Raw genomic sequence first — 13549 nt, 5'->3', positions numbered from 1 at the left:
CCTCGGCATAATCGGCGTTTTACGGGCAAATTTGCCCGCCGTTGCAATTGAAAAGGAATCCCGATGAAGACGCGTTTTACGACTCTTGCTCTGGTTTTGAGCGGTACGATCGCCCTGTCAGCCTGTACGACAAATCCGTACACCGGCGAGCGCGAAGCAGGTAAGTCTGGTATTGGTGCTGGCCTTGGGGCGGCCGTGGGCGCGGGTGTCGGCATGCTGTCATCCTCGAAAAAGGACCGTGGTAAAGGCGCGCTGATTGGCGCAGCGGCCGGTGCGGCGCTCGGCGGTGGTGCGGGCTATTATATGGATGTGCAGGAAGCCAAGCTGCGTGACAAAATGAAGGGTACCGGCGTCAGCGTTACCCGTCAGGGCGACAATATCGTGCTGAATATGCCGAATAACGTCACCTTCGACAGCAGCAGCAGTACGCTGAAACCGGCGGGCGCCAACACCCTGACCGGCGTGGCGATGGTACTGAAAGAGTATCCAAAAACCGCGGTTAACGTGGCGGGCTACACCGACAGCACCGGCTCCCGTCAGCTGAACATGACCCTGTCGCAGCAGCGTGCGGACAGCGTCGGCAGCGCGCTGATCACCCAGGGCGTGGCCGCGAATCGCGTGCGCACCAGCGGAATGGGCCCGGATAATCCGGTCGCCTCTAACAGCACCGCTGAAGGCAAAGCGCAGAACCGTCGCGTGGAAATCACCCTCAGCCCGCTGCAGTAAGTTTGTCCGTGCCGGGCGGCGCGTTTAGCCCGGCAATTCCCCCTATTCCGTCAAGCCACTTCCCTTTCACAACCGCATTCCACGGGCCGAAGCGCAAAGATGGGCGCGCCGGCGCTTATGCTTTATGATGGCCCGATCCGCTTTCGGCAATTCCGGGCTATCTTAGGGTAACAAGGCCAGTACTGGCTGAAAGGTCGTTTTTCTTCACTGTGACAGTTTTAAGGATCGCTATGAACCGCAAGGCGGCACGAGCCACCATCAGCGACGTCGCTAAAGCGGCAAAGACCGGGAAGACCAGCGTCTCGCGTTATCTGAACGGCGAGCAGAACGTCCTGTCGGCGGATTTAAAGCAGCGGATTGAAACCGCCATTGCCGAGCTCAACTATCGCCCAAGCCAGATGGCGCGCGGGCTCAAACGCGGCCGCACCCGCTTAATCGGCCTGATTATTGCCGATATCACCAATCCCTATTCGGTCGATGTGATGTGTGGCATTGAAGCTGCCTGCCGCGCGCAGGGCTTTACCTTGCTGATGTGTAACACCAACAACGAGGTCGATCAGGAGCAGCATTATCTCAACCTGCTGAGCAGTTATCAGGTCGAGGGGATTGTGGTGAATGCGGTGGGGATGCGCGAAGAAGCGCTGAACCAGCTTCAGCAATCCTTTTTGCCGATGGTGCTTATTGACCGAAAAATTCCTGATTTCCCCTGTGATGTGGTCGGTCTGAACAACGCTGAAGCGGCGACCGAGGTCACCACTCACCTGATCGGACAGGATTATCAGGCCATTCTGTTTGTGACCGAGCCGCTGGGCATGGTCAACACCCGCCACGAACGCCTGCGCGCCTTTCAACACACCATGGCACAGCACCCCGACCGCCTTGCCGAAAAAGCGGAAGTCGCCCTCACCGACAGCGCCGGCATGGATCGGGTTCTGCACGCCTTCTGGCAGCAGCACGGGGAAAAACGTTGCGCGGTGATGGTGGTTAACGGCGCATTGACGCTGCAGGTTGCCCGTTCGCTGAAGCGCCTTGGCCTCAACTGGGGTGAGCACATTGGCCTGCTGGGCTTTGATGAGCTGGAGTGGTCAGAGCTGGCCGGCGTCGGCATCACCACCTTTAAGCAGCCGACCTGGCAGATCGGCTATTCCGCGCTGGAACAGGTGATCCGCCGCATTGATGGCGACACCTCGCCACCGAATGACTGCGTGTTCTCCGGCGAGCTGATTGTTCGCGGATCGACGACCTTACTGCACAACAAAGCCTGATCCCCTCAGGCTTTTTCAGACCATTCCCGCCAAAATCCTGTTCACATCGTGAGCGCGATCATAAAACGACACTCTGCCCCTTTGCTTTGGAACCGGTTCCATTTAACGTTTTTATAACGCCAAGGCCATCCCGTGCCTGGAGGACCCGATGGAAAGAGAAGTGATAGTCGTCACCGCGGCCTATGGTCGCGAAAAAATTGCCGCACTCGGCGGCCAGCAGGCGGTCGTGCCGATCGTCGCCGCAGCGGGTGCAGATGGCGTGGAGATCCGCCGTGAATTGTTCAGCGATAAAGAGCTGCAATCGCTGCCGGCACTCGGCAAAGCCATTGCCGATGCGCGCCTGACCGCCTTTTATTCGGTGCCGGAAGCGCTGTTTACCGAACAGGGTGAGCTTAATCCGCACCTCGATCGTCACCTGGTCGAAGCTGAGCAATTAAACGCCCAGCGACTAAAATATTCGCTGGGGCACTATCAATGTGGTTTTGACGCTTCCGCACTGCGCGAAAAGCTGGCAGGTCAGCCTGTCCAGCTGGTGGTTGAGAACGATCAGACCGATTGCGGCACGCTGGCTGCGCTTGAGGGCTATGCCCGGGACGGTGGCGAAGCACGCGCCGACAGCGGGTTGACCTTCGATATGGGCAACTGGCTGTGGGTGGGCGATGAGCCCATCGCCGCGGCCCAGCGCCTCAGCCCTTACGTCACGTATATCCACGTTAAAGCCGCCGCGCGCAAAGGTCACGCCTGGCAGGCTGTGGCGTTGGATGATGCCGATAACCTGTGGCGCGAAACGCTGGCGCTGTTACCGCGCGAGGTGCCGCGCGGCATTGAATTCCCACTGGAAGGCGACGATCTGGTTGCCGTCACCCGCCACTACGTTGACCTGTTGAAAGAGGATTAAGCGATGAGTCTGCATAACAACGGCACGCTGGATGCGGTGACAATTGGTGAAGCGATGGCGATGTTTGTGGCCACCGAAGCCGGAGATTTGGCGGCGGCCGAACGCTTTGTGAAGCGTATTGCCGGTGCTGAGCTGAACGTGGCGATTGGCCTCGCCAGGCTCGGACTGAAGGTGGGCTGGGTCAGCCGCGTCGGTGACGACTCGTTTGGCCGCTTCACCTTGCAACAGCTGGAAAAAGAGGGCGTGGATCATCGCCAGGTGACCACCGATGCCCGTTACGCCACCGGTTTTCAGCTGAAATCAAAAGTGGATGACGGCTCAGATCCGCTGGTGGAATATTTCCGCAAGGGCTCCGCCGCCAGCCATCTGTCCGTCGATGACTTCAACCGCGACTATTTTGGCTCGGCGCGCCACCTGCATTTAAGCGGCGTGTCGGCGGCAATTTCGGCCTCCTCGCTGGCGCTGTCTAAACACGCCGCGCAGGAGATGAAGCAGATGGGCAAAACCATCTCTTTCGATCCGAATCTGCGCCCGGTGCTGTGGCCGAGCGAGCGCGAAATGGCCAAACAGCTGAACACGCTGGCCGGTTTTGCCGACTGGGTGCTGCCCGGTATCAGCGAAGGCAAAATACTCACCGGCTACGATCAACCGGAAGCCATTGCCGATTTTTACCTCGATATGGGCGTCAAAGCGGTGATTGTGAAAACCGGCTGCGACGGCGCCTGGTATAAAACCTCAGCGGGCGAAAAAGGCCAGGTCGAGGCAATCAAAACGGAGAAGGTCGTGGACACCGTCGGCGCAGGCGATGGCTTTGCCGTCGGGGTGATCAGCGCGTTACTGGAAGGAAAACCGTTGCCCGCAGCGATTCGTCGCGGCAACAAAATCGGCTCACTGGCGATTCAGGTGATCGGCGACAGCGAAGGGTTACCAACGCGCGCTGAACTGGGCGATTTCTAGCCCTTAGCCACTGCCAGAGCCGGCAACATAATGAAACCGCATCGTTTCCCTACAGGACAGAATGCGGTAAACCTCAAACAGAGGATCCACCTATGAACAAACAGAAAACAATCGCGCCTAAACGCTGGTGGTACATCATGCCCATCGTGTTTATCACCTACAGCCTGGCGTATCTGGACAGGGCAAACTTCAGCTTTGCCTCCGCTGCAGGGATAAACGACGATCTGGGGATCACCAAAGGCATGTCATCGCTGCTGGGCGCCCTGTTCTTCCTCGGCTACTTCTTCTTCCAGATCCCTGGCGCTATCTATGCCGAACGCCGCAGCGTGAAGAAGCTGGTGTTCGTCTGTTTGATTCTGTGGGGCGTCTGCGCGTCATTAACCGGCATGGTGAGCAACATTCCAATGCTGGCGGCGATTCGCTTTGTGCTCGGCGTGGTGGAAGCTGCAGTAATGCCCGCGATGCTGATTTATATCAGTAACTGGTTCACCAAATCCGAACGTTCACGCGCCAATACCTTCCTGATCCTCGGTAACCCGGTCACCGTGCTGTGGATGTCGGTGGTATCCGGCTATCTGATTGAAGCCTTCGGCTGGCGTGAGATGTTTATTTTCGAAGGGATCCCGGCGGTGATTTGGGCGGTTGCCTGGTGGTTTATGGTGCAGGATAAGCCTGCGCAGGCCAAATGGCTGAGCGACGATGAAAAAGCCGCGCTGCAGGCGCAGCTGCAAAAAGAGCAGGAAAATATCAAAGCGGTGCGCAATTACAGCGAAGCCTTTAAATCCCGCAACGTGATTATCCTGTGCGTTCAGTACTTTACCTGGAGCATTGGCGTGTACGGCTTCGTGCTGTGGTTACCGTCGATTCTGCGTAACGGCAACCAGATGGGCATGGTGGAAGCCGGCTGGCTGTCCGCCGTTCCTTACCTCGCCGCAACCATTGCGATGATTGTGGTCTCCTGGGCGTCGGATAAGTTACAAAACCGCAAATTGTTTGTCTGGCCGTTGCTGTTGATTGGCGCGCTGGCGTTTTTAGGGTCATATCTTGTAGGAGCCAATAATTTCTGGCTGTCGTTCACCCTGTTGGTGATTGCCGGTGCCGCGATGTATGCCCCTTACGGACCGTTCTTCGCCATTATTCCGGAGATGCTGCCGCGTAACGTGGCCGGTGGCGCCATGGCGCTGATCAATGCGATGGGTGCGCTGGGCTCATTCCTCGGTTCGTGGGTGGTCGGTTACCTGAACGGTGCCACCGGCAGCCCTTCAGCGTCGTATATCTTTATGGGAGGATCGCTGTTGATTTCAGTCTGGCTGACGTTGATTGTGAAGCCGGCGGAGAATAATCAGCCCCCGATGCCCCGCGGCGCTAAACACGCTTAAAAATGCAAAACGGGCCAGCTGGCCCGTTCCTCAATTTAAAAGGGAGACGAAATGAAACCTTCTGTGGTGCTGTATAAAAAATTACCGGACGATCTGCGCGCAAAGCTCGACGCCCATTTTACCGTCACCGAGATTAACGGCCTGACCCCAGAAAACCTGAGTCAGCACGCGGCGGCTTTTCAGCAGGCTGAAGGCATTCTGGGATCCGGAGGCAAGGTTGACGCCGACTTCCTGAGCAAAGCACCAAAGCTGCGTGCCGCCTCCAGCGTCTCGGTTGGCGTGGATAATTTCGATATCGCCGCCCTTAACGATCGCGGTGTGGTGCTGATGCACACGCCTACCGTGCTGACCGAAACCGTGGCCGATACCATGATGGCGCTGGTGCTGGCATCGGCCCGTCGCGTGACCGAAGTCGCCGAGCGGGTGAAAGCCGGTGAGTGGAAAAGCAATATTGGCGCGGACTGGTTCGGTATCGACGTTCACCACAAAAAGCTGGGTATTCTGGGCATGGGCCGCATCGGCCTGGCGCTGGCACAGCGCGCGCACCTCGGCTTCAGCATGCCGATCCTCTATAACGCGCGTAAGCATCATGAAGAAGCCGAACAGCGTTTTGATGCCACCTATTGCGACCTCGATACGCTGCTGAAAGAGTCTGATTTCCTGTGCATCAGCCTGCCGCTGACTGACGAAACCCATCACCTGATTGGCCGTGAGCAGCTGGCAAAAATGAAGTCCAGCGCGGTGCTGATCAATGCGGGTCGCGGTCCGGTGGTCGATGAGCAGGCACTGATTGCGGCCCTGAAAGATGGCACGATCCACGCCGCAGGTCTGGATGTCTTTGAGCAGGAGCCGTTACCGGCAGACTCTCCGCTGCTGACGCTGCCAAACGTGGTGGCGCTGCCGCATATCGGTTCGGCGACCCATGAAACGCGTTATGGTATGGCCAGCGATGCGGTGGATAACCTGATTGCGGCGTTGACCGGCAAGGTAGAGAAAAACTGCGTGAACCCGCAGGTGATCAAATAAGCCGAGACGGGCTTAAAAGGAAGAACCAGGCCACCCATCCTGCCGGTGGCCTGGCGTTTACCCCTTAGCGTGCCAGCCAACCGCCATCGACCGCCAGCGTGTAGCCATGCACATAGTCTGAAGCGGGCGAGGCCAGAAACACTACCGGCCCTTTCATATCTTCAGGACGTCCCCAGCGGCTGGCCGGAATGCGGTCAACGATTTCACCGTTGCGCTTTTCATCCGCCCGCAGCTGCTGCGTATTGTTGGTCGCCATATAGCCCGGCGCAATCGCATTGACGTTGATGCCGTGCTTCGCCCACTCATTCGCCAACAGACGCGTCACGCCCATAACCGCGCTTTTCGACGCGGTGTAAGAAGGCACCCTGATCCCGCCCTGATAAGAGAGCATTGAGGCAATATTGACGATTTTGCCGCCGAGACCCTGCTTAATAAACTGTTTCGCCACCGTCTGGGACATAAAGAACACCGATTTAATGTTCAGGTTCATCACGTCGTCCCAGTCTTTTTCGCTGAAGTTGATCGCATCTTCGCGACGGATGATGCCGGCGTTATTGACCAGAATATCCACCCTGCCGAATTCGGCAACCGCGGTTTCTACCAGACCGGCAAGGCACTCAATCTGTCCCAGATCGGCGGTCAGGCTCAGAAAGCGACGACCCAGTCCTGCCACCATGCCGTGGGTTTCGGTGGGCTCGACAATATTAATGCCGACAATATCGCAGCCCGCCTCGGCCAGCCCAACGGCCATTCCCTGCCCCAGCCCGGTATCGCAGCCGGTGACGATGGCCACACGGCCCTGCAAGCTAAACGTATTCAAACTCATGGTGATCTTCCTTTTCAGTGCCCTGAAGGCGTTGCAATCGCTGCGAAGACGGGCGCTTTATTCCCCGTCTCCGGCAGACGGGTTTAGCGGATATCGCGGATGTTGACCGGGTCCATATCGTCGAAAACCTGGTTCTCGCCGACCATGGCCCAGATAAAGGCGTAGTTTTTGGTGCCGACGCCGGCGTGAATCGACCAGCTGGGTGAGATCACCGCCTGCTCGTTGTGAACCAGCAGATGGCGGGTTTGCTGCGGTTCGCCCATCATATGGAACACCGCCGTTTGCTCATCCATATTGAAGTAGAAATAGACCTCCATACGGCGCTCGTGGGTGTGACAAGGCAGGGTGTTCCACAGGTTGCCTTCAGCCAGTTCGGTCAGGCCCATGGTCAGCTGGCAGGTCGTGAGGACATCCGGCACCAGATATTTATTAATGGTGCGCAGGTTGCTGGTTTCCGGGCGGCCCAGCGTCTGCTGCATAACCTGGTCGCGGGTCACCACCACCGTGGGATAGCAGGTATGGGCCGGCGCGCTGGCGTAATAGAATTTGGCCGGTCTGGCGGCGCTCAGGCTGCTGAACACCATCTGCTGTGCGCCCTTGCCGACGTACAGCGCTTCTTTATGCCCGACGTGATATTCCTGGCCATCGACGTCAACCACGCCCGGGCCACCAATGTTGATCGTCCCCAGCTCGCGGCGTTCAAGGAAATGGCTGACGCCAAACTGCTTGCCTACCTCCGGCGGAAAAGCCAGCCGTTTGTTGACCGGCATCAGGCCGCCGATGACGATGCGGTCGATATGGCTGTAGGTCATGGTGTAGCGGTCGGCGTCAAAAATGGACTCAATCAAAAACTCACGGCGCAGCGCAGCGGTGTCCAACTGGCGGGCGTGATCGCTGTGAATGCTTTGGCGTATTTGCATGCGGTTACCTTATATCTGGCGGACGAAAGCGGTCTGGCGCTTTGACCAGAGGGCGGTGAGGATCGGCACCAGCACCGAGGTGACAATCACCGAGGTTGCCACCAGTGCGGTTGCTGCCGGAGCCATGGGTTTGAAGTGCGGCACCATTTCGGCGATCAGCACCGGTGTGGCCACTGCGGCTCCGGCCGAGCTGGAGGCGGCAATCCCAGCCGTGCCGTTGCCGCCGCCGATAAACTTATCGGCGATCATTAACGGTATGCCGGTGATAACAATCACGCTGACGCCGAGCAGACAGCCAAGCAAGCCGGTATCGAGGATCACCCCAAGATTGATGGTGTTGCCCAGCGCAAAGCCAAAGAAGGGGATCAGGGTGTGGACCGCTTTGCTGAAAAATTCACGCAGCTCAGGATCCAGATTGCCGAGCGCAAACCCGATTAAAAAGGGCAACACCGCACCCAGAAAGACCTGCGGTTCAAAGGAGGCAATGCCCGCCGTGCCAAGGATCACCATGGTCATCAGCGGGCCGGATTCGACCGACATCAGCACGAACGCCCCGGCTTCCTCCTTGCTGCCATACTGCTGCATCAGCGAGGCATACAGGCCGCCGTTGGTCATGTCCATTGCCGCCACTACTGCCAGCGTCGACATCCCGGCAAAAAATCCGACCTCAACGCCATGTTCAGGAATAAGGCGCGAAGCCACCGCAGCGACAAGCCAGGTCATGGCAATCTTGGTGACCACCAGCGTGCCTGACTTGCGTAATACGCTGCCGGTGGCCTTCAGCTGAATAGAAGCGCCCATGCAGAGGAACCAGACGGCGAGCACCGGCACCGTGCCGGTCATCAGCCCGTTGGTGAATGAACCCAATACTTTTCCGGCATCCGGCGTGAGCGTGTGGACAATGGCGCCGAGAAATAACGGCACCAGCATCATCCCGCCGGGCAAACGTTCAATGGCTTGTTTAATCTTCATCGTTAATTTTTCACCCTTTCCTTTTTTGGCGCGAATAAATCCCGCCGTAATAATCGGATTAGCCTGGAATAAAATTAAGAGAGGTATAACAGCGCGTGCGAAGCATCCCTGATGATTTATCGAGGGCACACTATAGCCAAAGAGAAACCCCGATAACCGTGATCGACGTCGAAATTAACGGGGATTGATACGTTATTTTCATAAAAACAAAACGCTGTTTCATTTATTATTAATGCGGCATGTTAATTACCGGTTAATTATTTCAAGGTAATGTTAAGGTATTATTTAATGGCAGCGACGACCAGCACAGGATGCCCCGGCCGCGCAAGGAAACCTGCTTTAACAAATGCTTTACCGTTTTCACGGAGGTGCGATTGCATCCCGCCTGGGCTGGCGTTAAGGTAAACCTCCACACGATCAGACAAAGTAGTTAACACGTTATGAGCTTTTCCGCCTTCGGTGACAAATTTACGCAACATTCAGGCATTACGCGCCTGATGGAAGATATGGGTGAAGGATTACGCACACCGGGAGCAGTGATGCTGGGCGGCGGCAATCCCGCACAGATCCCCGCAATGAATGACTATTTCCAGCAGCTGCTGCAACAGATGCACGATGAAGGCAAGCTTGCCGAGGCGTTGTGCAACTATGATGGCCCGCGCGGAAAAACCACGCTGCTGGAGTCGCTTTCTACTCTGCTGCGCGAACAGCTTGGCTGGGAAATCAGCCCGAAAAATATCGCCCTCACCAACGGCAGCCAGAGCGCGTTCTTCTATCTGTTTAACCTGTACGCCGGCCGTCGCGCCGATGGCAGCAAAAAGCGGGTGCTGTTCCCGCTGGCACCGGAATACCTCGGCTATGCCGATGCCGGGCTGGATGAGGATCTGTTTGTCTCCACCCGTCCAAATATCGAGATGCTGCCGGAAGGCCAGTTTAAATATCACGTTGATTTTGAGCATCTCAACATCACCGATGACACCGGGCTAATCTGCGTCTCACGCCCGACCAATCCCACCGGCAACGTGATCACCGACGAAGAGCTGATGAAGCTCGATGTGCTGGCGCAACAGCATCAGATCCCGCTGCTGATTGATAATGCCTATGGCGTGCCTTTCCCCGGCATTATCTTTAGCGAAGCGCGACCGCTGTGGAACCCGAATATTATTCTGTGCATGAGCCTGTCGAAGCTCGGCCTGCCGGGCGCGCGCTGCGGCATTATCATTGCCGATGAGAAAGTGATCTCGGCCATCAGCAATATGAACGGCATTATCAGCCTGGCGCCCGGCAGTATTGGCCCGGCCATCGCCAATGAGATGATCCAGCGTGGCGATTTGCTGCGTTTGTCGGAAGAGGTGATCAAGCCGTTCTATCAGCAGCGGGTGACCGAGACGATTGCCGTCATTCGCCGCTATTTGTCGGAAGATCGCTGCCTGATCCATAAGCCGGAAGGGGCGATTTTCCTCTGGCTGTGGTTTAAAGATCTGCCCGTTTCAACTGAAGTGCTGTATCAGCGGCTGAAAAAGCGCGGCGTGTTGATGGTGCCCGGCCACTTCTTCTTCCCCGGTCTGGAGCAGGAATGGCCACATACGCATCAATGTATGCGTATGAACTATGTGCCGGACAACGACACTATCGAGCGGGGAATTGCGATCCTCGCCGAAGAGATCGCGCGGGCGCATCAGGAAGGATAAAAAAGGGCCGCTGCTGCGGCCCTTGCTTTTAGCAGGCTGAAAACTTCAGCATCCTGTATAAAGGCATTTGTGACGCCGACGGAGCTTTCAGGGCATCGAAACGCAAATTTTTTAACCATCTGCCGATGAATGTCATACACTCAGGGAAGAATTCGTCGCACCAGTGCATGAGTCGCCACAGAGCGGCCGGGAACTCCCTGCACATGACGATAACAATCAGGCCGGCGTTGCCGTGACTGAAGGGATGATGATGATGAAAGTGTTAAATAAATGCCGCTGTGCCGGTCTGCTTGCCTGCCTTTCTGTGGTCAGCACCACGGGATGCTCCAGCATAATGAGCCATGCCGGCCCGGATCAGGGGTACTATTCCGGCACACGTGCTGGCGCAGCGACCGTTGCAGACAGCAATAACGGCTGGGTGATGCGTCCGCTTGCTGCCCTCGACCTGCCGTTTTCAGCCGTAGTGGATACGATTTTGCTGCCGTGGGATTACTATCGCAGCGGCAAAGATCAGACGGCAAGCTCCCCGCGTGAACGCGTGCTGCAAAGCGAGCGGCAAAACCACACTAACGAAAGCCTCGCCACCGCGGCCCCAATGCCGAGCACCACGCCTCCTCAGTAACGGCGTCAGGCAAATTATTCCCCCACGCTGACCACAAACACCTGTTGCCAGCCGTTGACGTTGCGCAGGTAGGCCACATGCAATCCATCCGGCGAACAGACCACCGCATCCGCCAGTGGCGCGTCGTCCGTTCTTGCCGTCAGACGCTGCAGCTTGCCGCTCGCCACATGACATAGCATCACGCTGTTATCGTTGATCAGCGCCACTGCGCGCCCATTCGGATGCCAGCTGAAGGCGGACTGAATATCACTCTTCGCCTGGGTGACCTGCCGTGGCTCGCCGCCCGTTGGCGCAACCGTCCACAGCTGAACCACCCCCGCGTCATCTTTCATCAAAAAGGCAATGGCGCGCCCGTCAGGCGAACTGCGTAACCAGTGACGCGGCGCGGTTGCCAGGCCAGGATAAGCACGTTGATGGGTGAAGGTCAGGCGGCGCTGGAAGACGTTTTCCGGCGGCGCAGGCAGGCTGGTTGGGGTTCCGGCCAGCGGCGCATCGCCCTCCAGCGCGTAATCGGCCATTTTCGCCGGCAGATCGACCAGAAACACTTCCGGCACCTTGTCGCCGTTTGCTGCCAGCGTGTCGCCAATAAAGGCCAGCGCCCAGCGCTGCCGGTGACCATCATGTTTCAGATAGCCCTCTTCACCGACCCAGCCCTCTTCATATGCCCGGTTGATATCGTCACTGCCGGCCACCGGTGTTGAGGTGGTTTTGCTCACCAGTACGCAATAATGGCTGCCATCGTATTCGCGGGGATGCTGCTTCGGTGGGCATACCGCATGCAGCGGCACGGCAACGCCGACGTTACGTAAATCTTCGCCATTGTGCAGCTCGTGCATCAGATGATCGTTATAGGTAAAGCTGAGGCGCGAACCGTCAGGGCTGAAGACATGCACATGCGTGCCGCCCCGCAACGCGCCGGCGGTGAAGGGTGGCGTGATATCGCAGGCGTCCAGGTTTTCCAGATGGCCGTGTTGAATAATGACGCCACGGCGATGGTGAAAATCATACTTCCACTGGCTGTCCGGGTGTTCCGGGCCGTGGATGCACACATAGCGCGGCGGTAAATCGGGGCTGGCAGTGACCACGCCGACATGCGCGCCGTCTTTGGCCTGATACAGCACTTCCGTCTGGCCGCTGAGGTTAACCCGCTCAACGGTCAGGCTGGTAAAGGTGGCGCCATTTGGCCGCACGTCATACACCAACCACTGGCTGTCTGCCGTCCAGATGTTGATGTTGGTGAGTTGGTGATTGCGTGGATCAAACGTCAGCTGTGTCTCTGTCATCATGCTTACCCCTAGCCTTCTATGCAGCTAAGGGTAATGCATTCAGCGGCTTTCGGGTACTGGCGAGACCAACGGTGAACCGTTAAAAAATGCGGCCACGTTATCCAGCACCAGCTGAGACATCGCCTGGCGCGTGGCCCAGGTGGCGCTGGCCATATGCGGCGTCAGCACCACATTTGGCCGGTGTTGTAATGCCGCCGGCACCCGCGGTTCGTCGCTGAACACGTCCAGCCCGGCGCCGCCCAGCGTGCCGGCATCCAGTGCCGCGATCAGCGCCTGTTCATCCACCACGCTGCCGCGCCCAACGTTGACCAGAATGCCGTCGCTGCCCAGCGCATCCAGCACGTCGCGGTTAATCAGATGGCGATTGCTGGCGGTGCCGGGTGCGCAGACCAACAAAAAGTCGCACTCTTTTGCCAGCGCCACCACATCAGGCTGATAGCGATAAGCCACGTCTTGCAGCGGCGAACGGTTGCAGTAGGCGATCGACATATCAAACGCCTGCGCGCGTTGGGCTACCGCCTGGCCAATACGTCCCAGCCCGACAATCCCTAACGCCGCGCCGGAGACCTTGCGGGTCCATGGAAAGCTTCCCTGCGACCATTTTCCCTGCTCGATAAAGGTCTGTGCCGCCGGGATCTGACGGGACGTGGCCAGCATCAGACCGATAGCGAGGTCAGCGACGTCTTCCGTCAGCACATCCGGCGTGTGGCTCACCTTAACCTGATGATCACGCGCGGCCTGCACATCAACGCCGTCATAGCCGACACCAAATACCGCAATCAGCTTGAGGGCCGGTAAAGCGGCGATCTGCTCGCGGGTCACCACCCCTTCGCCATTGGTCAGCACCACTTCAAACTCCCCCGCCATGCCGGAAAAATCGCGGTCGCTCAGGGTGCTGTATTCCACCACCTCATACGCTTCCTGCAGGGCGGACATCAGGGGCGCGGGCAAGCCGGCCAGCTGCAATACTTTCTTCTTCAT

At 57.8% G+C, this 13549-nt stretch carries 14 protein-coding genes; 8 read left to right on the top strand and 6 right to left on the bottom strand.

Annotated elements, in window-relative coordinates; translation table 11 throughout:
• The first annotated feature begins 63 nt into the window (after positions 1 to 63).
• From AC0IXH_RS17925 to ghrB, 6 genes are all read left to right on the top strand, one after another.
• Positions 64 to 726, top strand: coding sequence for an OmpA family lipoprotein (locus AC0IXH_RS17925; protein ID WP_013204545.1), 663 nt, complete (start codon positions 64 to 66; stop codon positions 724 to 726).
• Between the two features lie 230 nt (positions 727 to 956).
• Complete coding sequence (locus AC0IXH_RS17920) at positions 957 to 1991, top strand: LacI family DNA-binding transcriptional regulator (protein ID WP_013204546.1); 1035 nt, start codon at positions 957 to 959, stop codon at positions 1989 to 1991.
• A gap of 148 nt (positions 1992 to 2139) precedes the next feature.
• Positions 2140 to 2889: a sugar phosphate isomerase/epimerase family protein gene (locus tag AC0IXH_RS17915; protein WP_013204547.1), complete on the top strand. Its 750-nt coding sequence runs from the start codon at positions 2140 to 2142 to the stop codon at positions 2887 to 2889.
• A 3-nt stretch (positions 2890 to 2892) separates the two neighbouring features.
• Positions 2893 to 3846 (top strand): sugar kinase, encoded by a 954-nt coding sequence (locus AC0IXH_RS17910; protein WP_013204548.1) that lies wholly within the window; start codon positions 2893 to 2895, stop codon positions 3844 to 3846.
• A 92-nt stretch (positions 3847 to 3938) separates the two neighbouring features.
• Positions 3939 to 5225: an MFS transporter gene (locus tag AC0IXH_RS17905; RefSeq protein ID WP_053141095.1), complete on the top strand. Its 1287-nt coding sequence runs from the start codon at positions 3939 to 3941 to the stop codon at positions 5223 to 5225.
• A gap of 51 nt (positions 5226 to 5276) precedes the next feature.
• Entirely contained in the window at positions 5277 to 6251 is a 975-nt protein-coding gene (gene ghrB / locus AC0IXH_RS17900; RefSeq protein ID WP_151036178.1) for a glyoxylate/hydroxypyruvate reductase GhrB, read from the top strand.
• A gap of 64 nt (positions 6252 to 6315) precedes the next feature.
• Here ghrB and kduD read toward each other — a convergent pair whose 3' ends face one another.
• The 4 genes from kduD to AC0IXH_RS17880 form a co-directional block, all read right to left on the bottom strand.
• Positions 6316 to 7077 (bottom strand): 2-dehydro-3-deoxy-D-gluconate 5-dehydrogenase KduD, encoded by a 762-nt coding sequence (gene kduD, locus AC0IXH_RS17895; protein ID WP_346600372.1) that lies wholly within the window; start codon positions 7075 to 7077, stop codon positions 6316 to 6318.
• 83 nt (positions 7078 to 7160) lie between these two features.
• Positions 7161 to 7997, bottom strand: coding sequence for a 5-dehydro-4-deoxy-D-glucuronate isomerase (gene kduI / locus AC0IXH_RS17890; RefSeq protein ID WP_471720779.1), 837 nt, complete (start codon positions 7995 to 7997; stop codon positions 7161 to 7163).
• 9 nt (positions 7998 to 8006) lie between these two features.
• A complete protein-coding gene (gene kdgT / locus AC0IXH_RS17885) occupies positions 8007 to 8969 on the bottom strand; it encodes a 2-keto-3-deoxygluconate transporter (RefSeq protein ID WP_471720778.1) in 963 nt (320 codons plus the stop codon).
• Between the two features lie 281 nt (positions 8970 to 9250).
• Positions 9251 to 9448 (bottom strand): hypothetical protein, encoded by a 198-nt coding sequence (locus tag AC0IXH_RS17880; protein ID WP_162096470.1) that lies wholly within the window; start codon positions 9446 to 9448, stop codon positions 9251 to 9253.
• Between AC0IXH_RS17880 and AC0IXH_RS17875 the strand changes: the two genes are divergently transcribed.
• Positions 9410 to 10660 (top strand): valine--pyruvate transaminase, encoded by a 1251-nt coding sequence (locus AC0IXH_RS17875; protein WP_105760536.1) that lies wholly within the window; start codon positions 9410 to 9412, stop codon positions 10658 to 10660. The genes AC0IXH_RS17880 and AC0IXH_RS17875 overlap by 39 nt on opposite strands.
• Positions 10661 to 10913: 253 nt before the next feature.
• Positions 10914 to 11282, top strand: coding sequence for a YceK/YidQ family lipoprotein (locus tag AC0IXH_RS17870; RefSeq protein WP_053141587.1), 369 nt, complete (start codon positions 10914 to 10916; stop codon positions 11280 to 11282).
• Positions 11283 to 11296: 14 nt separating this feature from the next.
• Here AC0IXH_RS17870 and AC0IXH_RS17865 read toward each other — a convergent pair whose 3' ends face one another.
• On the bottom strand, positions 11297 to 12565 hold the full coding sequence (locus AC0IXH_RS17865) for a DUF3748 domain-containing protein (RefSeq protein WP_041692467.1): 1269 nt from the start codon (positions 12563 to 12565) through the stop codon (positions 11297 to 11299).
• Positions 12566 to 12607: 42 nt separating this feature from the next.
• The gene (locus AC0IXH_RS17860; protein WP_471720777.1) at positions 12608 to 13549 is read right to left on the bottom strand and encodes a 2-hydroxyacid dehydrogenase; all 942 of its coding nucleotides are present in this window, start codon (positions 13547 to 13549) and stop codon (positions 12608 to 12610) included.

Source organism: Erwinia sp. AC075 (genome assembly GCF_979253995.1).
This window is presented reverse-complemented; position numbering and strand designations above follow the sequence as displayed.

Excerpts from the sequence above, each read along its gene's own strand:
- AC0IXH_RS17870 (WP_053141587.1), top strand. The coding sequence starts at position 10,914 with ATGAAAGTGTTAAATAAATGCCGCTGTGCCGGTCTGCTTGCCTGCCTT.
- AC0IXH_RS17880 (WP_162096470.1), bottom strand. The coding sequence starts at position 9,448 with ATGTTGCGTAAATTTGTCACCGAAGGCGGAAAAGCTCATAACGTGTTA.
- AC0IXH_RS17925 (WP_013204545.1), top strand. The coding sequence starts at position 64 with ATGAAGACGCGTTTTACGACTCTTGCTCTGGTTTTGAGCGGTACGATC.
- AC0IXH_RS17920 (WP_013204546.1), top strand. The coding sequence starts at position 957 with ATGAACCGCAAGGCGGCACGAGCCACCATCAGCGACGTCGCTAAAGCG.
- AC0IXH_RS17915 (WP_013204547.1), top strand. The coding sequence starts at position 2,140 with ATGGAAAGAGAAGTGATAGTCGTCACCGCGGCCTATGGTCGCGAAAAA.
- kdgT (WP_471720778.1), bottom strand. The coding sequence starts at position 8,969 with ATGAAGATTAAACAAGCCATTGAACGTTTGCCCGGCGGGATGATGCTG.
- AC0IXH_RS17910 (WP_013204548.1), top strand. The coding sequence starts at position 2,893 with ATGAGTCTGCATAACAACGGCACGCTGGATGCGGTGACAATTGGTGAA.
- kduD (WP_346600372.1), bottom strand. The coding sequence starts at position 7,077 with ATGAGTTTGAATACGTTTAGCTTGCAGGGCCGTGTGGCCATCGTCACC.
- AC0IXH_RS17905 (WP_053141095.1), top strand. The coding sequence starts at position 3,939 with ATGAACAAACAGAAAACAATCGCGCCTAAACGCTGGTGGTACATCATG.
- AC0IXH_RS17865 (WP_041692467.1), bottom strand. The coding sequence starts at position 12,565 with ATGACAGAGACACAGCTGACGTTTGATCCACGCAATCACCAACTCACC.
- ghrB (WP_151036178.1), top strand. The coding sequence starts at position 5,277 with ATGAAACCTTCTGTGGTGCTGTATAAAAAATTACCGGACGATCTGCGC.
- AC0IXH_RS17860 (WP_471720777.1), bottom strand. The coding sequence starts at position 13,549 with ATGAAGAAGAAAGTATTGCAGCTGGCCGGCTTGCCCGCGCCCCTGATG.
- AC0IXH_RS17875 (WP_105760536.1), top strand. The coding sequence starts at position 9,410 with ATGAGCTTTTCCGCCTTCGGTGACAAATTTACGCAACATTCAGGCATT.
- kduI (WP_471720779.1), bottom strand. The coding sequence starts at position 7,997 with ATGCAAATACGCCAAAGCATTCACAGCGATCACGCCCGCCAGTTGGAC.